The organism is Bdellovibrio sp. HCB185ZH (assembly GCF_047302455.1).
Lineage (GTDB): Bacteria > Bdellovibrionota > Bdellovibrionia > Bdellovibrionales > Bdellovibrionaceae > Bdellovibrio.
In genome coordinates, this window is sequence record NZ_CP178624.1 from 3,599,106 (window position 1) to 3,619,985 (window position 20,880).

12 protein-coding genes are annotated in these 20,880 nt (G+C 45.6%); 11 read left to right on the top strand and 1 reads right to left on the bottom strand.

The genetic code is table 11. From position 1 onward, the window contains the following. Positions 1–79 precede the first annotated feature (79 nt). Genes ACLSU7_RS17475 through treY form a run of 6 tightly spaced genes read left to right on the top strand, consistent with a single transcriptional unit; the run spans position 80 to position 13,796 of the window. Positions 80–2,104: a maltotransferase domain-containing protein gene (locus ACLSU7_RS17475; protein ID WP_413293179.1), complete on the top strand. Its 2,025-nt coding sequence runs from the start codon at positions 80–82 to the stop codon at positions 2,102–2,104. Further along, on the top strand, positions 2,101–5,457 hold the full coding sequence (gene treS, locus ACLSU7_RS17480) for a maltose alpha-D-glucosyltransferase (RefSeq protein WP_413293180.1): 3,357 nt from the start codon (positions 2,101–2,103) through the stop codon (positions 5,455–5,457). Before ACLSU7_RS17475 ends, treS begins: the two co-directional genes overlap by 4 nt. After that, the gene (locus tag ACLSU7_RS17485) at positions 5,442–7,496 is read left to right on the top strand and encodes a 4-alpha-glucanotransferase (RefSeq protein ID WP_413293181.1); all 2,055 of its coding nucleotides are present in this window, start codon (positions 5,442–5,444) and stop codon (positions 7,494–7,496) included. The genes treS and ACLSU7_RS17485 overlap by 16 nt, the downstream gene beginning before the upstream one ends. After that, positions 7,453–9,351, top strand: a complete 1,899-nt coding sequence (gene glgB / locus ACLSU7_RS17490) for a 1,4-alpha-glucan branching protein GlgB (protein ID WP_413293182.1) — start codon at positions 7,453–7,455, stop codon at positions 9,349–9,351. The genes ACLSU7_RS17485 and glgB overlap by 44 nt, the downstream gene beginning before the upstream one ends. Beyond that, positions 9,348–11,159 carry a malto-oligosyltrehalose trehalohydrolase gene (treZ, locus tag ACLSU7_RS17495; RefSeq protein WP_413293183.1) on the top strand — a complete coding sequence of 604 codons (1,812 nt, stop codon included), beginning with the start codon at positions 9,348–9,350 and terminating at the stop codon, positions 11,157–11,159. Before glgB ends, treZ begins: the two co-directional genes overlap by 4 nt. Before the next feature lie 3 nt (positions 11,160–11,162). After that, positions 11,163–13,796, top strand: coding sequence for a malto-oligosyltrehalose synthase (treY, locus tag ACLSU7_RS17500; protein WP_413293184.1), 2,634 nt, complete (start codon positions 11,163–11,165; stop codon positions 13,794–13,796). On the opposite strand, the gene ACLSU7_RS17505 is transcribed toward treY, so the two are convergent. After that, positions 13,793–15,361, bottom strand: coding sequence for a class I SAM-dependent methyltransferase (locus ACLSU7_RS17505; RefSeq protein WP_413293185.1), 1,569 nt, complete (start codon positions 15,359–15,361; stop codon positions 13,793–13,795). The two genes, treY and ACLSU7_RS17505, sit on opposite strands and share 4 nt — an antisense overlap. A 73-nt stretch (positions 15,362–15,434) precedes the next feature. Here ACLSU7_RS17505 and ACLSU7_RS17510 point away from each other — a divergent pair, with 73 nt between their 5' ends. The 5 genes from ACLSU7_RS17510 to ACLSU7_RS17530 all read left to right on the top strand — a co-directional run bounded on the left by ACLSU7_RS17510 (position 15,435) and on the right by ACLSU7_RS17530 (position 20,868). Further along, the gene (locus ACLSU7_RS17510; RefSeq protein WP_413293186.1) at positions 15,435–16,028 is read left to right on the top strand and encodes a LemA family protein; all 594 of its coding nucleotides are present in this window, start codon (positions 15,435–15,437) and stop codon (positions 16,026–16,028) included. Beyond that, a complete protein-coding gene (locus ACLSU7_RS17515) occupies positions 16,028–16,765 on the top strand; it encodes a TPM domain-containing protein (RefSeq protein ID WP_413293187.1) in 738 nt (245 codons plus the stop codon). Before ACLSU7_RS17510 ends, ACLSU7_RS17515 begins: the two co-directional genes overlap by 1 nt. A 126-nt stretch (positions 16,766–16,891) precedes the next feature. After that, the gene (locus tag ACLSU7_RS17520; protein WP_413293188.1) at positions 16,892–17,533 is read left to right on the top strand and encodes a TPM domain-containing protein; all 642 of its coding nucleotides are present in this window, start codon (positions 16,892–16,894) and stop codon (positions 17,531–17,533) included. A gap of 81 nt (positions 17,534–17,614) precedes the next feature. Further along, positions 17,615–19,174 carry an HAL/PAL/TAL family ammonia-lyase gene (locus tag ACLSU7_RS17525; RefSeq protein WP_413293189.1) on the top strand — a complete coding sequence of 520 codons (1,560 nt, stop codon included), beginning with the start codon at positions 17,615–17,617 and terminating at the stop codon, positions 19,172–19,174. Beyond that, complete coding sequence (locus tag ACLSU7_RS17530) at positions 19,174–20,868, top strand: AMP-binding protein (protein ID WP_413293190.1); 1,695 nt, start codon at positions 19,174–19,176, stop codon at positions 20,866–20,868. Before ACLSU7_RS17525 ends, ACLSU7_RS17530 begins: the two co-directional genes overlap by 1 nt. Positions 20,869–20,880 lie beyond the last annotated feature (12 nt).

Here is a 20,880-nt window from a genome sequence, read left to right on the forward strand (position 1 = left end):
AGAAAATTTTTAAACTTTCATTACCTTGAACTAAATTACCTGCAGAGCAATGAGCTTTATAAAAAAATTGTAGGTAGTCATGCAGAAGAATCCTTTGCTGTTTTCTCAACTCTCTAAGAATCCCTCCAGTGTTGTGATTGATCGGGTGGTGCCGATGATCGATGCCGGTAGATTTGCCGTGAAAAGATATCTGAATGATGATGTGAAGATAACCGCACATTTATTAGTTCATGGTCATGATTTACCTAAAGGCCGTGTGCACGTACGCCATCAATCGGCAATGGAGTCAGTGACCTATCAACTGACGGCAGAGTATAACGACGAATGGAGCGCAAGTTTCAAGGCTGAAAAATTGGGCCGTTATATTTGCGTGGTCGAAGCATGCCTGGACCGCTTTGGAACATGGAAGTCAGATGTGCTGAAAAAGAAAACAGCAGATCAAAATATTTCCATCGACTTGCAGGTAGGACTGCATCTTCTTGAAGCTCTGTATCAGCACATCGAAGAAGCCGGAGAAAAGTCCGTCGTCTCTTCTCATATCACGCAAATTAAGAAATGGTTGCAGACCAAGCAAGATCCCGACCTTAACACTTTAAAATCCTCTCTGAATGACCCAGTCCTGGTGCGCGCCGCGCAGAAAGTTTTTAAGGATGAAAGCTTTGTGGCTTTTCAAAGCGAGGTTGTATTTAACATTGAGCCCGAGATCGCTCGCTTTAGTAGTTGGTATGAGTTTTTTCCCCGCTCTGTGGTTTCTTCGCCGTTACATCATGGAACTTTCAAAGAAGCCGAACAAAGGCTTCCCTATATCCACAAAATGGGTTTCAACGTGGTTTATTTCCCGCCCATTCACCCTATTGGACGAAGCTTCCGCAAAGGTAAAAATAATAACGTGACAGCTCAACCCGGAGAGGTGGGAAGTCCATGGGCGATCGGCGCCGCTGAAGGTGGGCATAAAGCCATTTTACCAGAACTTGGAACTCTTCAAGATTTCAAGAGCCTGGTGCAAAAGGCGCGGGGTATGGGAATGGAAGTTGCGATGGATATCGCCTTTCAATGTGCTCCAGATCATCCCTATGTAAAAGAGCATCCCGAATGGTTTAAAAAAAGACCGGATGGGACGATTCAATACGCCGAAAATCCTCCAAAAAAGTACCAGGATATTTATCCTTTTGATTTCGAAACCCCCGCGTGGCGCGAGTTATGGCAAGAGCTATTGTCCGTCGTGCAGTATTGGGTGAATGCAGGGGTTAAGGTCTTTCGCGTGGATAATCCTCACACCAAGCCTTTTCATTTCTGGGAGTGGTTGATCGCCAATGTTCGCCAGGAACATCCTGAAGTTATTTTTCTTTCGGAAGCCTTCACTCGACCTAAAATCATGCAGTATCTGGCAAAGTCAGGTTTCAGTCAGTCCTATACTTACTTCACCTGGAGAAATGTGAAATGGGAACTCACAGAGTATATGACAGAGCTCACTCAGTCTGAAATGAAAGATTATTTTGGCGCGAATTTCTGGCCAAACACTCCTGATATTCTGCACGAGTCTTTGCAAACGCCGAATCCCGCACAATACAAAGCGCGTCTGGTGCTGGCGGCGACCCTGATGAGTAATTACGGAATTTACGGTCCCGCTTTTGAGTTGATGGAGTCAGCTCCGAAAGCCAAAGGAACTGAAGAGTACCTGGATTCAGAAAAATATGAAGTGCGCGTTTGGAATTTAGAAAGTCCCAACTCGCTGACTCCCTATATCAGTAAAGTTAATCAGATCCGCAATACTCAAAAACCTTTGCAGCAAAACAGAAACTTCCGTTTTCATCCTATTTCGAATGATCAGCTGATTGCTTATTCAAAGACTTTAGGTTCCGAACACATTGTGACCGTGGTGAATCTTGATGCCCACGGAACCCAGTCGGGTCTGCTTGAATTGCCATTGTTGGATTGGAATATTCGCGAGGACGATAATTTCGACATGGAAGATCTGCTGACGGGTACGAAATACACTTGGAACGGGTGGAGAAACTTCATCGAGCTTCGTTCAGATCAGCCAGCCCACATTTTTAAAGTTCATATTAAGTCAACCACACAACAAGGAACAACCACGGTATGATCACCAAGACCTCCAATCAGGAAAATCCCCTTTGGTATAAAGATGCGATCATCTACCAGCTGCACGTACGGGCGTTTTTCGATTCCAATGATGATGGCATTGGTGATTTCCAGGGTTTGATCCAAAAGCTGGATTACTTACAAACCTTAGGGGTCACTGCCATCTGGTTGCTGCCTTTTTATCCCTCGCCTTTAAAAGACGATGGGTATGATATCGCTGACTATACGAATATCAATCCGGCCTATGGAACCCTTGAGGACTTCCAAGAGTTTCTGAACGAGGCACATCGTCGAGACATTCGCGTGATCACCGAATTGGTGATCAACCATACTTCCGATCAACATGAATGGTTTCAAAAATCCCGTCGCGCACCCCCCGGATCCTATTGGCATAATTTCTATGTGTGGAGTGATGATCCCAACAAATACAAAGGCACTCGCATTATTTTTAAGGATTTCGAGACTTCGAATTGGGCCTGGGATCCGATTGCTAAAAAATATTACTGGCACCGTTTTTACTCCCATCAACCGGATCTCAATTTTGAAAACCCCGAAGTTCAGGAGGCTGTCTATAAGGCTTTGGATTTTTGGATGGACATGGGAGTAGATGGCATGCGCCTGGATGCAGTTCCTTATCTTTTCGAGAAAGAGGGAACGAGTTGTGAAAACCTGCCCGAGACCCATGCCTATTTAAAAAAGCTGCGTTCTTATATCGATAAAAAATATCCAGGATCCATGTTGCTGGCCGAAGCAAACCAGTGGCCCGAAGATGCCGTCAATTATTTTGGAAACGGGGATGAGTGCCACATGAACTTCCACTTCCCTTTGATGCCTCGACTGTTTATGGCATTGAAAATGGAAGATCGTTACTCCATCGTAGATATTTTGCAGCAGACCCCGGCCATTCCAGAAAACTGTCAGTGGGCGACGTTCTTAAGAAATCACGATGAATTGACCTTGGAAATGGTGACCGACGAGGAACGCGATTACATGTACAAAGTGTATGCGAATGATCCCCGTGCGCGCATTAATCTGGGACTGCGTCGTCGTTTAGCGCCTTTGGCGGGGAATGATCGCAGGCAGATTCAGCTTTTGAATGCGCTGCTGTTTTCACTTCCAGGATCGCCGATCATTTACTATGGCGATGAGATTGGTATGGGAGATAATATCTATCTGGGGGACCGCGACGGTGTACGCACTCCGTTTCAATGGAATTTGGATCGAAATGCAGGATTTTCCAAATCCAATCCGCAAAAACTCTATCTACCAGTGGTCTCCACACCGGAATATCATTCCGAGTCCGTGAATGTCGAAGCCCTTAGAAGCAATCCTACTTCTTTGCTGTGGTGGATGGGAAAATTGATTTCTCTTCGCGCAGGAAACACTGTCTTCAGCCGCGGAAAATTTGAAGTGATCAATAACAGCAATCCTAAAGTGCTTAGTTATATGCGAGAGCAGGATGGGGAGTTTGTTGTTTGTGTCGCCAATCTTTCCAGGAACTCTCAATTTGTTGAATTGGACTTGTCACGTTTTAAAGGTGCGGTGCCCATAGAATTGTTTGGACAGACGGAGTTCCCCAAGGTGACGGACTCTGCTTATGTCTTAACTTTGACACCGTATTCTTTTTATTGGCTGCAAATTTCAGAAAAGCAAATGAATGAGCAACTGGACTGGGGAAAACCGTTGGTTCTACCTACCGAGGAAGCGAATCCACTTTTGAATTTACGCGGCAGAAAAATGTGGCTTCCGCTTTCAAAATCCATCAAAGGGTATCTGCAGCGTTCTCGGTGGTTCAGCGGGAAGGGGCGAAAAATCAGCTATCTGGAGTTGCTGGATTATTTGACCGTGCCTGTGGGCGATGAAAGCAGCCCAAGTTATCTTGCCATGATCAAGGTATTTTACTCAGAGGGTCTACCTGAAGTTTACATGATGGGACTTGGTCATGCAGAAGGCGAGAAAGCAAAGAAAATCACGGACGAGCGTCCATCGATGGTTATAGCGGAAACCCAATCTAAAACAAATGGTGTCGTCTATGATTGCCTGCAACAGGCTGAATTCTGTAAGGGTGTTTTAGATTTAATCGTGCGCCGTAAAGTCATTAAAAGTGCGCTCGGAAAAATCGTCGGCGAATTCAGAGAAACACCGCCGGCATCATTACCAGAGCCAACTTTTAAAAGTCTCGAGCAAAGCAACTCGTCACTGACATTTGGGGATCGGTATTATTTGAAATTCTATCGCCGTGTGGAAGAAGGCGAGAATCCTGAAGTCGAGATGGGTCGCTTCCTCAGCGATAAGAACTTCACGGAAACATCGCGCTATTTGGGAAATCTTTCCTATCAGCACGGAAACGTCGTTTCGTCTCTGGCTATCGTGGAAGATGTGTTGGCCCATGAAACCGACGGTTGGTCATTGATGACGGACAAGGTTTCCCAGATCGCCGAACGAATGAATCTGGAAGGAACTCTGGATCAGATTCCATTGATCCCGCCGATTAACGAAGAAGTTTTGAAATTTGCGCCCACGGCCGATTTTCAAGATCTTACGGGTTACACCTTGATGTATGCGAAAAAATTAGGGATCAAAACTGCAGAAATGCATCTGGTCCTGGGAAGTGAAGAGCGAGATCCAGGATTTATTCCCGAAGCGTATACGCCGTTTCATCAACGCTCCGTCTTTCAAAGTTTCCGGAATCTTTCGGAAAAGACGTCAGAAATTTTACGAGCAAATCTTCCAAGCTTGGATGAGAAAACCCGCGATATGGCAGAGTCCCTGCTTGCCTCCGCGGATAAGATTTATGACTCCTTTGCCTATATGAAATCGGTTCCGATTCTTTCTTTACGCACCCGCATTCATGGGGATTACCATTTGGGGCAGGTCTTGTTCACAGGGCAAGATTTCAAGATCATCGATTTTGAAGGAGAACCCGCACGAGGCTTCGGGGAAAGAAAATTGAAACGTTCCCCATTGAAAGACGTCGCCGGAATGATTCGCTCATTTGAGTATGTCCCGGAATTTTACCTGAAAAAGCAAAACCTAAAGGAGCAAGATAAACTGCGATTAGGTCAGCATCTTCAAGTTTGGTCTCGTTGGGCAAGTATTGAGTTTCTAAAAGGCTATTTGGAAACCGTCGGAGATAGTCCTATTATTCCAAAAGATATTGATCAAACTTTGGCCGTCTTAAAATTGTTCCTGCTTGAAAAAGCTCTTTATGAAATAGGATACGAAGCCCGCAATCGTCCTGATTGGGTGGATATTCCCTTGAAAGGCATTTTAAACATCGTGGGTATTCGCGCACAACCAGCGCCTCCCAAAGAATCTCAACCAAGAAATCCGGAACCATGGCAGACGCTGTAGAAAAAAGACTTTTAAGAAAGGCCGCGCGATATTGGGGCATTCAGCCAGATTATCTGAATGCTCTGGGGGAGCCCGTGGCGAGCTCTTCGTCGGCTATTCGCAAAGTCTTGTCTTTGCTTTCAGGACAAGAAGTGAAGGACTCAAACTCCTTACACATTGTGATTTTGGAAAGAATCAAACGCAAAGTACAAACTATCTTTGAACCCGCTTCTGCACAAAAAGCTATGGCAGGGATTAAAGTGTCGGCATTCTTGACTCACGATAAATCCCCCGAGAAGCTAAAATTTCTTCTTGAAGACGAAAATGGTAACAGCGAAGAAATTTACTTTAAGGCGGAGCTTTCGGGGAAGCTGTATCATGTCGGGGAGAAGATTCATCGGCGCGTTCGGTTTCATTCTGAAAAATCTCTGAAGGAGGGATATTATCACCTTTCAATGATTGAGGAAGGTGTGGCCTTAGCAAAAACATTGCTGATCAGCGCACCGGCTCACCAAGAAAAATCCGAAAATAAAAAACTCGGCTTTTTTGCACCCCTTTACTCTCTCCGCAGTCAGCGCAATTGGGGCATCGGTGATTTGGGGGATTTGTCGTTTCTGCAGAAAACCGCATCCAATCATGGCGTTGAGTTCATCGGAACTCTGCCACTTTTAGCTCAAGACTTTGGCGCAAAGTGGGATGCCGTCAGCCCTTATTCACCTGTTTCTAAAATGTTCTGGAATGAAATTTATCTGGATCTGGACGAAATTGTCAGAAAGTATCCGAAGCTAGAGGAAGTTTATCAACAACGCGATCTTCAACAAGTGGCCCAGGTCCGGGAAAGTGACAAGGTCCTGTATTCCCAAGTAGTTCCGCTCAAGCAAAAAATGATTTTTGATTTGGCCCAAAAGTATGCGCAAATTTATGCCGGCAAAGATAAAGAGTACATCAAGTTTCTGACGAATAAGTTCCTGCTTCTAGAATATTGCCAATTTCGCTCAGGTAACGACCGAGAGAAAATGCAGTACCACCTTTTTTCTCAGTTTCAGATGGAAAGACAATTAAAGGATCTCAAAAAGCAAGCCAGCAAAGAACACGTTGGCATTTATCTCGATTACCCTGTCGGTACTTCGAAAGGTGGATTTGATAATCATCACTTTGCAACGGATTTTATCAACCAACTGAACGTGGGGGCTCCGCCAGATCTTCTTTTTCGAAAGGGTCAAAACTGGGGAATTGCACCGCCCCATCCGGAGGCGACTCGGAAAAAAGAATACAGGTATTTAATAGAGTCTCTGCGCGCGCACATGCTTTCAGGAAATTACATTCGTTTGGATCACGTGATGGCCTTTAAAAGACTTTACGTGATTCCAGAAGGCCATGATGCCCGCGAAGGTGTTTATCTTCGTTATCAACCCGACGAAGTTTTCGCCGTCGTTGCGCTTGAAGCGAAACGCCATGAGGTCCATATCATCGGTGAAAATCTGGGAACCGTGCCCGAGTCCATTCAGCGCTCCTTGAAGAATCATGGATTTAAAGGAATGTGGGTTTTTCCTTTTGAGGCCGGGGACTCTCCGTCAAAAGCGATTGCCAAAATTCCCTCCGAGAATTTGATTTGCCTGAACACACATGATCTTTATCCCTTTCAGGGCTTTTTGCAGGGATTGGATATCGAGAAGTTTAAGAATCTGGGAATTTACACCGCGAAAAAAGCCCGCAAGGAATTGCACGCCCGTCAGCAAACCGTCGCACAGTGGTGTCAGGATCTTAATGTGTCGGACCCCGATAAGTTATTTGTCAGAATCAGTGAACTAATGGCCGAAAGCCCGGGAAATTTGTTTTTAATGAATATCGAAGATCTGTGGGGAGAAACGCTTCCTCAGAATATTCCCGGAACGTGGCACGAGTATCCAAATTGGAGCAGGAAACTCAAATTCTCTGTCGAAGAATGGTGCCACAGTTCCGAAGTGAATAAGTTTATCAATCGACTGGCGCATTTGCGTAAAAAAAGGAAAGAGCATGGATACGCTACTGACCTCGGAAGACATTTATCTCTTCAATGAAGGATCACATCATAGGTCGTATATTCGTATGGGTGCACACGTAGGAGTTCATAACGGGCAGGATGGAACATGGTTTTCAGTCTGGGCGCCCGGAGCAAAAGCAGTTCATGTCGCCGGTGATTTCAATTATTGGAATCGCGAGCAGCATGCTTTATACAGTCAGGGACAATCGGGCGTTTGGACCGGATTTGTCCCTTTTGCTCAGCAAGGCCAAAATTATAAATTTATTATCACCTCCATTCACAATCAACAGATAGAAAAAGCCGATCCCTATGCCTTTTATTGTGAGGAGCCTCCTCGCACGGCAAGCCGTATTTGGGATCTGGAATACCAGTGGCAAGATCACGAATGGATGAAAAACCGCCATCAACTGCAGTCGCGCGATCAAGGGATGTCCATCTACGAGGTGCATTTGGGATCCTGGCGCAGAAATCCTGAACAGGGAGGGCGCAGTCTCACTTACCGTGAACTCGCAGAGGAATTACCAGCTTATGTGAAAGAAATGGGATTTTCCCATGTGGAATTAATGCCCATCATGGAGCATCCCTTCTATGGATCATGGGGTTATCAGACGACAGGGTATTTTGCTCCGACTTGTCGCTACGGAACTCCTCAGGACTTTATGTATTTAATTGATCGCTTACATCAAGAAAACATTGGTGTGATTTTGGATTGGGTGCCTTCACATTTTCCAGAAGACGGATTTGCTTTGTCTAAATTTAATGGCACGCATTTGTTCGAGCATGAGGATCCGCGTTTGGGTTTTCATCCTGACTGGAACAGTTTGATCTTTAATTATGGACGTCACGAAGTGCGAAGCTTTCTGATTTCCAGCGCCATTTTCTGGCTTGATAAATATCACATCGATGGTCTCCGTGTCGATGCGGTGGCCTCGATGCTGTATTTGGATTATTCGCGCAAAACCGGGGAGTGGATTCCCAATCGATACGGTGGAAGAGAGAACATCGAGGCAATTGAATTTTTAAAAGATCTCAACGAAGCGGTTTATTCAGAATTTCCGGATGTTCATACCATTGCCGAAGAGTCGACGGCCTGGCCGAAAGTTTCAGCTCCCACCTATGCCGGAGGTCTTGGCTTTGGCATGAAGTGGGACATGGGATGGATGCATGATACCTTTGAATACTTTCGCAAAAATGCCATTCACCGTAAACATCATCAAAACCAGTTAACCTTTCGCATGATGTATGCGTTCAACGAAAACTTTGTACTTTCAATATCTCACGACGAGGTCGTCTATGGAAAGGGCTCAGTGTATGACAAGATGAGCGGGGATGAATGGCAAAAGTTTGCAAACATTCGCACTCTTTATTCGTACATGTACGCCATGCCCGGGAAAAAACTTCTGTTTATGGGCTGTGAATTTGCGCAGAAAACAGAGTGGGATCATGACTCGAGCTTAGATTGGCATCTGACCCACGACAGATCCCATGGACAGGTGCAACGATTGGTCAAGGATCTCAATCATCTTTACCGGGGACAGACCGCTCTTCATGAGCAGGATTTTTCAGCCAGTGGCTTTGAATGGCTGGATGCCAGTGATGCGAGTAACAGCATCTTTAGCTTTTTTAGGCGGGATAAACAGGGCGGAACGGTTTTGTGCATTTTCAATATGACTCCGGTTCCCCGTAACAATTACCGAGTGGGTACGGATCGTCCTGGAGTGTGGAAAGAAATTTTAAATACCGACTCCGAACTTTACGGAGGAAGCGGGCAAGGTAATTTTGGGGAAGCTGTCACCGAAGACATCGCGGCCCACGGTCGTGCGCAAAGCCTGAACCTGACTTTGCCGCCATTGGCGGGAATGTACTTTAAATTTGCGGGAGATTTGCAATGAAACGAACTCACATCGGCGCATGGCAAGAGGGCGATTATTACTCCTTCAGAGTCTGGGCTCCGGCCTGCAAAAATGTCGATGTGGTGTTATATTCCTCTCAAGGTAAAGTTCTGGAAAACTTTCCGATGCAACGGGAAGAGCGCGGTTATTTCAGATGGATCAGCCCTGGAAAACCGTCTTCAGATTTATATAAATTTAAATTGGATGGTAAAGTCGAAATTCCAGACCCGGCGTCACGCTATCAGCCTGAAGGTCCTCATGGTCCATCGCAATTTCTGTCCTCAGACTTTAATTGGACTGACAGTCAGTGGCGGGGATTGCCATTAAATCAGCTCGTCATTTATGAACTGCATGTCGGCACCTTCACCCCGGAAGGAACATTCTCGGGAATAAAAAAACACGTGGATCGTCTTTTGGGTTTGGGTGTTAATTGTATCGAAATTATGCCCATTGCCCAATTCGCAGGAAGACGAAACTGGGGGTATGATGGTGTCGGGATTTTTGCAGCTCAAAATTCCTATGGATCTGAAGACCTCTCGCCACTAGAGCTTAAGTCCTTAGTGAACTATTGCCATGAGCGTGGCATGGCGGTCCTTTTGGATGTGGTCTATAATCACATGGGACCGGAGGGAAATTACCTTTCCATGTTGGGTCCCTATTTTCATGACAAGTATAAAAACCCCTGGGGTGATGCTCTTAACTTTGATGGTGCGGGGAGTGATGAAGTTAAAAACTTCTTTCTGTCAAATGCCCAGCAATGGATGGAGGAATTTCATTTCGATGGACTGCGCCTGGATGCCGTTCATTCCATCATGGATGGTTCCGCCAAGCATTTTTTAGAACATCTGGCAGATCTACGCATTCAGCTTTCGCAGCGGTTGCGAAGGGATATTCACCTGATCGCTGAAAATGACACCAACGATCCCCGGTTGGTACTTAGTCAAAAGAATGGTGGCTTTGGCTTAAGTGCCCACTGGGCCGATGACTTTCATCATGTCGTTCACACGCTGCTCACTCACGAGATCTCGGGTTACTATTCCGACTTCGGTGTGCCGGAGCAAATAACCGATGTCTTAGAACGAGGTGTTGTCTTTGATGGACAGTATTCGCAGTTTCACAATCTGACCCGAGGACGGGATTATTCTGGTGTCGATCGAAGCCAGCTGGTTTATTGCATTCAAAATCATGACCAAATCGGAAATCGCAAAGATGGCGAGCGACTTATTCAGATCTGTGGCGCTCAGAAATCAAAACTGGCAGCGGCACTGTTGTTTTTGTCTGGCGGACTTCCTTTGATCTTTATGGGCGAAGAAGTCGGTGCCACCGTGCCGTTTTTATATTTTGTCGATCATACGGATCCGAAATTATTGCAAGCAGTGCGCGAAGGTCGAAAGAAGGAATTCGCAAGCTTTGGATGGAAAGAAGAACCTCCAGATCCAGGTTCTGAAGAAACTTTCAACACCTGTCGTGTCTGCTGGGAAGCTGCTGCCACTTCTGAAGAGGCGCAAGCATTTTCAAGATTGTACGGGCGTTTGATACAGCTCTCCAAGTGGATACGTGAACAAGGATTTTACAATCAACAGGTCACCACTCAGAAAATTGAGAACGAGGTTTTTAGAATTCAAGCCGGTCAAAAGGAAAGCTCAATTGATTTGGTGATTTCCCTGAAAAACTCTGTGGTGGAACTTGATATCACTCCCGGGCAGGAGATTTTATTTGATTCATCAAGTTCAGACTTTGGAAAACCCCTAACGGATCATCGCTTAAGAGTAGCGCCGTTTTCTGTGGTCCTTTTGAAAGGAGTTTAAGTCATGTCATTTCTTTCGACGTACCGCCTGCAGCTGCACAAGGACTTTAAATTTCAGAATGTCCTGGAGCATCTGGGCTATTTCAGTGATCTTGGAATTTCTCACCTGTATTTGTCTCCTATTTTGGAATCAGAAGCTGGAAGCACCCATGGTTATGATGGAACCAATCCCGAGAAAATCAGTGAAGAAAGAGGTGGGGAAGCGGGCTTTGCAAGATTGATGGAGGGGTTACCAGGGACGGCAATCGAAGGAGTTATTCTAGATATCGTTCCCAACCATCTTTCCTCCAGCTGGAAAAATCCCAAATGGTGGGATGTACTTAAGCACGGTCATAAATCCAGTCATTGGAAGGCCTTTGACATTAAAGGTGAGGATCCAGCCAAAACGAAAATCATTTTACCTGTGTTGGGAAAAAATCGTGAAGCGGCAGTTCTGTCCCGGGAGTTGGTGTTGACCTTTTATGAAGGAGATTTTGCGATTAAATATTTTGAAGCTCATTACCCCCTGAATCCGGATTCCTATGAGCTGATTTACCAGGAACTGCAAAAGAAAATCGATAAAAAGCATGTCAAAAGTCTGACCTCGGTTGCTAACTGGATCGCTGACGATCCCGCGCACAAAGAAGTACTGTTGCACATTCTATCCCAGGTTTCCTTAAAGGCGCTGAATGACATTTTGAACCAACAGCATTACGTGATGAAAGATTGGCGCTCAGGCAGTCGTGAAGTGAATTACCGACGTTTTTTTGACATTAACGGCCTGGTGGGACTTAAGATGGAAAACCAAAGTGTTTTCAAATGGTCCCATGAAAAGATTTTTGAACTTTTAAAAAAGTATCCCGCGATTCAAGGACTGCGGATTGATCATATCGACGGCCTGACCTTCCCAGATGAATACCTGAAAAGTCTTTCTAAGAAATGTTCTCACGTGTGGGTCGAAAAAATTTTGGGTAATGGGGAAATTCCCCCCGTCGACTGGCCCATCGAAGGCACCACGGGCTATGAATTCTCAATATACAGTGCAAGGCTTTTTATCGAAGTTCCTGGTCTTTTACATTTACATTCGCACTACCTGGAAAATATCGACAATCGTTGGGAGCGTTTTCATGACTGTGTGTATGATAGCAAAAAAGAAATGTTGGATCAGTATTACATTTCCGAGCTCACTCACTTAACCGATATTTTTTTCGAATGCGCACAGGACGATAAAAAATATCGTGGGCAATTTGGCAAAGAGGAATTAAAGGAAGCAATAGTCGAGGTGACAGCGTCCTTAAGAATTTATCGAACCTATGCACAGGAAGGGAAAGAACTTCGGTCGCCGTGGTTGGAAGACGCCTTTAAAGAGGCTCAAGGCCGAGGCAAAATTTCAAATCCAAAAGCCTTCGAGTGGTTGCGTAGCGTATTTCATGCGAAAGGAATTTGGGGTGATGACCTTCTTTTGTGCATCAAGCGTTGGGAGCAACTGACGGGGCCCGTGATGGCAAAAGGTTTGGAAGACACCGCCTTGTATCGTTATTGTCCTCTACTTTCTTTAAACGGGGTCGGAGGTGAACCGGATTGGATCGGCGATGGCTCTTTGGAGTTTCATGCGTTTCAACAGGAAAAATTAAGAACTTTTCCGATGAGCATGAATGCGACCTCCACGCACGATACCAAGCGCAGCGAAGATGTGCGCTCGCGAATCCATTATCTTTCCGAAGTGCCTTTCGATTGGACCAGTTTATACGAGGAGATCGTGAGAGATTTTGGAACACAAGATTTCCCCTCAAAAAGAGTCCTCTATTTTATTCTTGAGACGCTTGTGGGTGCTTGGCCTCATGATGGTCAGATGAGTGAAGATTTCATTAAGCGCATGCAGGACTATTTCGTCAAAGCGACTCGCGAGGCTAAGACAGAAACCAGTTGGTCCGAGACCAACTCCACCTATGAGGAAAAGCTGAAGTCCTATGTTTTTGAGCTTCTTTCCCCTCAGGGAAGGGGTGATAAAAGGCTTCTTAAGAAACTTTCAAATTTTGCTGAAAGATGCAGTTTTTTTGGTGCCTTTAATTCACTTTCTCTCTTGACCCTGAAATGTACGGGCGTCGGCGTCGCTGATTTTTATCAGGGTTGTGAGAGCTGGGATTTAAGTTTGGTCGATCCCGATAATCGTCGCCCAGTGAATTATGGTCTAAGAAAAGATTTCCTAAGCAAAATGAAAAAAGCCGTGCGTGAAAATCCTTTGACCTATCTTGATGGGATTTTAAAGAATTGGACCTCGGGAGAGGTCAAAACCTATCTGACCTGGAGACTTTTGCAGTGTCGGCGGCACTGGCCTGACGTATTCCTAAAAGGTGAGTATTTGCCTCTGGAGGGAACCGGTGCCCGAAAAAATCATTTCGTAAGTTATTTCAGACATCATGACAAGCAATGGATTCTGACCGTTATTCCGCGTTACTTAGGAAAAACGAAAATGGAACTGGGGGATTTAAAGGTGAGCGATCCAGAGTTGTTGTCGCTTCAATTTGATTTTCCTGCCAATGCCCCTCGTCACTGGAAAAACATCATAACGGGGGAGGAATTCAAGGGAGGATCCTTCACTGCAAAAGATCTGTTTCAAAAATTCCCTGTTGTTGTTTTACAGGGAATATCTCACTAGTTCTTGCGAAGGATAATGGATTTCATCAAAGGCTCCTGATCAGGCAATTCAAAGTCAATGCCTTGGGAAGGAGCCGGAAGAATCTTAAAGGAGAATTCTCTTTTAAGTTTCTCTAATCGCAGATGGAGGTCGCCGCTATTCCACTTTTCGTAATTCGTACAGAATAAAAGCAGGCCGTTTTTTTCCAAGCAGTACATCGCATTGATCAAAAGCTCATCAAAGTTCTTGCTGATTGAAAACACGCCATTTTTCGAACGGCCAAAAGAAGGCGGGTCACAGATGATCAAGCCGAATTTGCGCTTGCGACGAACAGTGCCTTTTAAGAACAAAATGCAGTCACTGTTCCAGAATTCATACTTCTCATGTTCCGGATCAAGGCCATTCAGAATGAAATTGCGCTTACTCCAATCCAGGAAATTTGAAGAGACATCAACTGTACAAACTTCCTGGGCCCCGGCCATGGCAGATACCACGCTAAAGCCACTCGTGTAAGAAAATAGATTTAAGACGCGGCGATCTTGGGCATGTTCGCTGACCCACAGACGATTTTCACGTTGATCTAAAAACAGTCCAGGGGATAGGCCGGTATCACTGCGAAGTTCGTACTTCACATTGTTTTCTTTGGCGATCCAGCTGGTTTGGGTCTGTCCGATAGTCCACAAAAGCTCTGCATTTGGATCGTCTCCACGGTTGAGCATTTTACGAATTAAGATTTTCTTTTTTAATTTTTTAGAGATCTTTTCAAAGCGTAAAAGATCTGGAACAGAAGGGTCTTCCTCTTTGTACCAATAGACCCACAAGTATTCGCCGTACTGATCGATACGATAAGTGTCGAGTTCACGATGAGACAGACGTAAGCTTTCGTCCTTCAATTCTGAAAACTTAAACAGGCGTTCGCGACGTTGAAAGGCTTCACCCAGAATCAAGTCTTCTTCGTGCTCATTCAGCTCGCCATCTTTGGCCCACACCGGAAGATCTGTTTCAAATTTGATGTGTTCGCCTTTCAGCGTGAATTCCAAAGAGTGGGAATGCAGACACAGGCGATAAAAGCGGCTGCCACCATGTTCGCTATCTCCCAAAATAGGGATGCCTTTGGCTTCGGCATGCAGGCGAATTTGATGAGGTTTCCCCGTATGAGGTGTCGCCTCCCATAATTGGAATCTTCCCAAAGCTTTGATCCATCGGAAGGTCGTTTTAGAGTTCGCCTCTTTGTCTTTGGTGCTGACGAATTTGTTTTTTTCTTTTTCGATGTGCGACTGGTAAGTGAATTCCAGCGAGCCTGCGGGCTTGTCGGTTAAAAAAAGATATTTCTTGCTTACCAAATGTTGTTCAAACAGGCGGGATATTTCCGCCGCATCTTCGGAGGTCTTAGCAAAGCACAACGCACCTGAAGTCGCTTTATCCAGACGATGCACGACGAAAAGTTTGCGATCCAATTCCTCCTCGTAAACTTCGACGCAACCACGCTGTCCATGCTCTGGGGTGTGCGTGTTTAGACCGGCAATCTTGTCAACGAAGATGCAACCGGTTGTCTCGGTGTAGCGAAGTTTAATCGTGCGTGTCATTCGACTAATATAGACCGGTTTTCATTGAGCGTCACTGAGAGATTCGATAGAAATGGACATGGAGGTTTTTCCCATGAAACGTATGTCTAAAGTTCTTTTGATGTCTCTTGTATTGCCATTTCTAGCGGGTTGCGGGATTCAAAGCATTCCTCAATCTAAAAATGCGACGGAAGCTTCCTTGGCAGAGGTGTCAAATCAATACAAACGTCGAGCTGACTTGATTCCAAATCTTGTGAACGTGGTGAAAGGTTACGCGAAACACGAGGAAACAACTTTGACCCAAGTGGTGGAAGCTCGTGCCAAAGCAACTTCAATGCAGATCGATCCATCCAAAGTGACGCCTCAACAATTGGCAGAATACCAAAAAGCGCAAAGCGGTTTGTCGCAAGCTTTGGGTCGTTTGATGGTGGTAACTGAAAATTATCCGAACCTTAAAGCAGATCAAAATTTCCGTGATCTTCAAGCGCAACTTGAGGGCACGGAAAATCGCATCACGATCGCTCGCCAACGTTATATTGAATCGATCAACCAATTTAATAATCTGGTAACTATTCCGCCAACAAGCTGGACAAATTCTGTGATGTATCATTTCGAAAAGATGCCTCAATGGGATATGTCAGCCGATGAAAAGGCGACTGCTGAGAAAGCGCCAGAAGTTAAATTCTAATGCGCATATTATCTTGGCTTTTGCTCCCCATTCTTTTGGTGGCGAGTTTTCAAGCTCGCGCCGAATTCAAGGTTCCTGCCTTGCAGGGGCCTGTTATGGACGAGGTGGGTGTCATCCCACGTTCCATGCGTCAGGATCTGACGCAGCTTCTGTTTGATTTCAACAAACGTGGCAAGGCACAGATCCAGGTTCTGGTGATCAACTCCCTTGAGGGCGAGCCGATCGAGCAAGCTTCCATCAAAATCACGGATCAGTGGAAGTTGGGCGATGCTAAAAAAGACAATGGCGTTTTATTTCTGATCGCACTGCAAGATCGTAAAATGCGCATTGAAGTGGGCCAAGGGCTTGAGGGTGCAATTCCCGATGTCTATGCGAAAAGAATCATCGCGGATGTTGTGACTCCTTATTTCCGTAAGCAAAGATATGCCGACGGAATTTATGCAGGTGTCGCTCAGATCATGGCTTTGGCAGATAAAGAATTTGCCGATGAAAAAGGCATGACTACTGAGGATCGTTCTGACGATAAGGGCGGCGGCATTCCTATTGGTGTTATCATTCTTCTACTCATCATCATTTCAGTACTGGGCAGATTTGGTGGCGGCCGTGGCCGTTACTTAGGTGGTCGCGGTGGATTTGGTGGCGGCACTTTCGGCGGTGGAGGCTGGGGTGGCGGTGGAGGCGGTTGGTCTGGAGGCGGTGGTGGCTTCAGTGGCGGCGGCTCATCAGGTTCCTGGTAGCGCGCTGCCAGGAAAGCTTTTTCCGCGTTGCTTCGTCGTCGCAGTACGGTGTACAGCTTCCTCCTTGCGCCTTGAAAAAACTTTCCAGACAGCGCGCTACTATTGTGCGTAACCGGAGTAATTAAAATGGCTTGGATTCATAAATATCTTTCGGCTAAAGAAATTGAGCAGATCTCCCAGACCGTTCATCGAGTGGAAGAGAACACTGACGGCGAAATCGTTCCTGTTATCGTCAAGAGTTCCTCGTCTGTGGGCCATGTGCCCATGACTCTGACGTTGTTATTGCTTTTGGTTTTAGTGATCGCGGAATTGCCATTTGCGGATCTGCTGTGGGTGACTCCCTGGGTCTATATCTGGCCATTCTTGGTGGTTGCCATTTATTACATTTCCTTCGCTTTGGCGAAGATGCCATTTATCCAAAAAGTATTTGTGCCTGAGCGTGACGAGGTGGATCAGGTTCATCAGCGCGCTCACCTGGAATTTTATTTAAATAAAATTCATCGCACCAATCAGGGGACAGGAATTTTGATTTTCGTATCGGTGATGGAGCGCAAAGCGGTCATTTTAGCTGATGAGGGAATCAACGGAAAACTTCCCCCTGAAACTTGGAATCAAGTTCTTGCCAAATTTGGCGAACAACTGAACAAGGGCAATTGGGCTGCAGGATTTAATGAGGCCATCGAGGCCTGTGGTAAGCATTTACATCATCATTTCCCTCACACAGACGGTGGGCACAATCAGTTGAAAAACCACTTGGTCATTCGATAAAAACTGAGCAGCTGTGTCAGCAAAAAAGGGTGCAACCCCAAAGAGGCCCGGTTTATAGTTTTCGTTTACGGGGTTTATGGCATGGCGAAGGAATTGATGCTGCAAGGGCATCTTAAAGTTAAAGACTTATCTGATTTCGTTTTTCAGCGAGAGCTTTTTTCGAAAATTTCTGTTGATGAAAATCTGCTTAAAAAAATCGAGTATTCATTTAAGTCCTTAAAAACCCTGATCGATAAGGGCATCCCTATTTACGGAGTGACAACAGGATTTGGTGAAAACTCCACGCATTACGTACAAAGTGACCATGCCGATCAATTGCAAAAAAATCTGATTAATTATTTAAGCTGTGGCCAAGGCCGCGCGATTCCTGCAGAAGCTTCTCGCGCCATGTTTTTGGTTCGTTTAAATTCTTTGGCCCAGGGTGTTTCAGCCGTCAGCCCCGAACTTATTGAAAGAATGTGTCTTCTCTTAGAGAACGACGTGGTGCCCCTCGTGCCCTGTGAGGGATCACTCGGCGCGAGCGGTGATTTAGTGCCGCTTGCTTATCTTGGACAGACTGTTCAGGGGATCGGTGAAGTTTTCTATAAGGGCCAACGCACAACTGCCGAAAGCGTTCTTAAAAAATTAAACCTCCCTGTTTACAAACTAAAACCCAAAGAAGGTTTGGCCATCGTGAATGGAACATCCACGATGGCTGGGATGGTGCTTTATAATCTGAAATTGACAGATTTTATCGTCGAGCTTTGTGAAGTGGCGGCGGCTTGGCAGTGCTTGATCCTGGGTGGACGCAAAGAAGCCTTTGGTGCTTTTATCAATGAAGTGGCCAAGACCAATCCTGGACAGGGCGAGAGCGCCCGAAACATTCGCAAGCTTTTGGATGAAGAAAACTATCATCCTGCCCGCGGTCAGGATGTTTCCGTTGCTAAAAATAAAACATCTGAATTTATTCAAGATCCCTATTCCATGCGTTGTGTGCCTCAGATCCTGGGTCCCATCCGCGAAAATTTAAAACACTCCTGGATGAGCCTTGAACACGAAATCAATTCCGTGACGGATAACCCGGTTGTGAATTTTGAAGGCGGCTTGGAAATGGGTGGGAATTTCTATGGCGGATACTTATGCCAGGCCATGGATTTCGTAAAAATCAATCTGGCACATATTGCAGATCTTGCGGACCGCCAGGTGTTGATGCTAGTCAGTGATAAATTCAATCGTGGTTTGTCTGCGAATTTGATCGACACAAAATCGATTCCGGCAGACGAACAGCATATGCACCATGGACTTAAAGGTTTACACCAAACCGTGGGGGCGATCACCAGTGAAGTCATCCAGCGTTCCATTCCCAGTGGAATTTTTTCGCGCTCTTCTGAATCTCATAACCAGGACAAAGTTTCATTGGGTATGAGTGCTTCCATGACGTGTCTAGATATGCTCGAAGGCGTTTACAAAATTCTGGCAATGCAGCTGGTGTGTTTGGCGCAGGCTTTGGATTTAAAAGACATCAAGCTTCAGGGAGTGCAGTCGCAAAAGGTTTACGCGATGGTGCGAAGCCAGGTGGGCTTTGTGAACTATGATCGCAGTCTGGGTCAAGAAATCCTAAATCTCACACAGACCATGCAACAACAGGCATTGAGGAAATAATGATTCATCTGTGGCGCGGAACTCATCATCAAGAATTGCCAGGTCTTTTAAACAAGTTTTGGGAGTTCGGTGAGCTGATGATCATGGTTCCTCCATATCACCGTGATTTCCAATTCCTGCAAATGTTTCCGGAATTTGAACTTCATGGTGAATGGCCCGAGGACATCAGGAAGCTGACTCAGCAAATCCCACGCACGATGACAGATTCCGAAAAAAGAATTATTGAATCCGCGGTTTTGGGTGTTTTCACCTCGGGAACCACCAGCGGTGTGAATCGTCTGGTTTTATATTCCAAAGAAAACGTGACGACGTCACTTAGCGCCATTCGTGAGTTGTATAATACCCAACGTATCAAAAAGATTTTCTCGTACCCTCAGCCCACTCACACTTTTGGATTGGTTCTGGGTTACATGCAGGCCGTTTTAAACAACGCTCAAATCATTTTTGCAGAAGGGGCTTATTCACGGCAAACGCATCAGCTGTGGTTAGAACAAGTTGACACGAATACTTTGACGTTAGGAACACCTACGCATTTCGTGGATCTGATTCAATTCGTAAAAAGGCAAAACATCATCCCCCATAAATCCTATACTTCGATTATCGGCGGAGCGATGGCCACTTGCGATTTGTGGCAGCAAATGCGTTCGGTTTTAAATATTGAACAACCCAGTATCGGATATGGAGCGACGGAAGCTTCGCCGGGAGTTACTCATTTGCCTCCAGGCATTCCGCCTAAAGTAGATGGGGATATTGGTTATGTTCTTTCTGGTGTGAGCGTAAAAGTTCAAGAAGAAGGCATTTACTTTGAGGGCTCTAACGCCTGTGCTGGCATTTTTGAAAACGGTGAACTTAAGCACGCCGAGCAAATTCTGTTAAAGGACTCTTTAAAACCCCATACAGAGGGCGGAAAGACTCGTTACACATTCAATGGTCGCACCGATTTAGTTGTAAATCGTGGCGGCCTGAAGCTTCCGATGGAAGTTCTCGAGGGAAAAATCGCTTCACATTTTTTCTGCCGATGCATGGCGGTTTCGTTATTTGATGAGCGCTTAGGTGAAGACATTGGCTTCATCATTCAAAGTGATGTTTCAGATAAAGAAACACTTAAAGCTCGAATCGCGGATCTGGTAGAAGAATTTGTTGGCGTTAAGCCGGCTCTTTCAAATATTATTTTTTCAGATATTCCGCTGAACGCGAATTTCAAATTCGATCGGGTGGAGGGTATCAAAAAGGTCTTACGTGAACGCGCGTGGGGCAATTCGATGTCCGTGCAACATATGAAATACTTGCTGCCTCATAAAGGCGGCGCCGTATGGATTGATGATGTGGCGGAATTTAAAAAAGGTCAGGGAGTTGGCCAAGTCACGTTGCAGTCTCATGGGCGTTATTTTTCTGACGGTAAAATTCGTGAGAGTTCCTGCATCGAGTGGATTGCACAGACCTACGGTTATAGTGTGATTGCCAATGATATTTTGGGAATTGAACCCGCGTATAAAGGACGCGTGACCTTTATTGCGGAAGTTAAAAATGCGCAGTTTGATTTTGTCGATGCCGATCACAAACCGGGCGATATGATCCGCATCGAGACCACGTGTACTCACGATTTCGGTCCGCTGAAAGTGGTGAACGGAAAAGTGTTTAACGACAAAAAGCTCCTTGCTCAGGTGGGACTCAAATTATATTGTGGGCAATAACAAAGGGGTGGG

Excerpts from the sequence above, each read along its gene's own strand:
- ACLSU7_RS17475 (WP_413293179.1), top strand. The coding sequence starts at position 80 with ATGCAGAAGAATCCTTTGCTGTTTTCTCAACTCTCTAAGAATCCCTCC.
- treS (WP_413293180.1), top strand. The coding sequence starts at position 2,101 with ATGATCACCAAGACCTCCAATCAGGAAAATCCCCTTTGGTATAAAGAT.
- ACLSU7_RS17485 (WP_413293181.1), top strand. The coding sequence starts at position 5,442 with ATGGCAGACGCTGTAGAAAAAAGACTTTTAAGAAAGGCCGCGCGATAT.
- glgB (WP_413293182.1), top strand. The coding sequence starts at position 7,453 with ATGGATACGCTACTGACCTCGGAAGACATTTATCTCTTCAATGAAGGA.
- treZ (WP_413293183.1), top strand. The coding sequence starts at position 9,348 with ATGAAACGAACTCACATCGGCGCATGGCAAGAGGGCGATTATTACTCC.
- treY (WP_413293184.1), top strand. The coding sequence starts at position 11,163 with ATGTCATTTCTTTCGACGTACCGCCTGCAGCTGCACAAGGACTTTAAA.
- ACLSU7_RS17505 (WP_413293185.1), bottom strand. The coding sequence starts at position 15,361 with ATGACACGCACGATTAAACTTCGCTACACCGAGACAACCGGTTGCATC.
- ACLSU7_RS17510 (WP_413293186.1), top strand. The coding sequence starts at position 15,435 with ATGAAACGTATGTCTAAAGTTCTTTTGATGTCTCTTGTATTGCCATTT.
- ACLSU7_RS17515 (WP_413293187.1), top strand. The coding sequence starts at position 16,028 with ATGCGCATATTATCTTGGCTTTTGCTCCCCATTCTTTTGGTGGCGAGT.
- ACLSU7_RS17520 (WP_413293188.1), top strand. The coding sequence starts at position 16,892 with ATGGCTTGGATTCATAAATATCTTTCGGCTAAAGAAATTGAGCAGATC.
- ACLSU7_RS17525 (WP_413293189.1), top strand. The coding sequence starts at position 17,615 with ATGGCGAAGGAATTGATGCTGCAAGGGCATCTTAAAGTTAAAGACTTA.
- ACLSU7_RS17530 (WP_413293190.1), top strand. The coding sequence starts at position 19,174 with ATGATTCATCTGTGGCGCGGAACTCATCATCAAGAATTGCCAGGTCTT.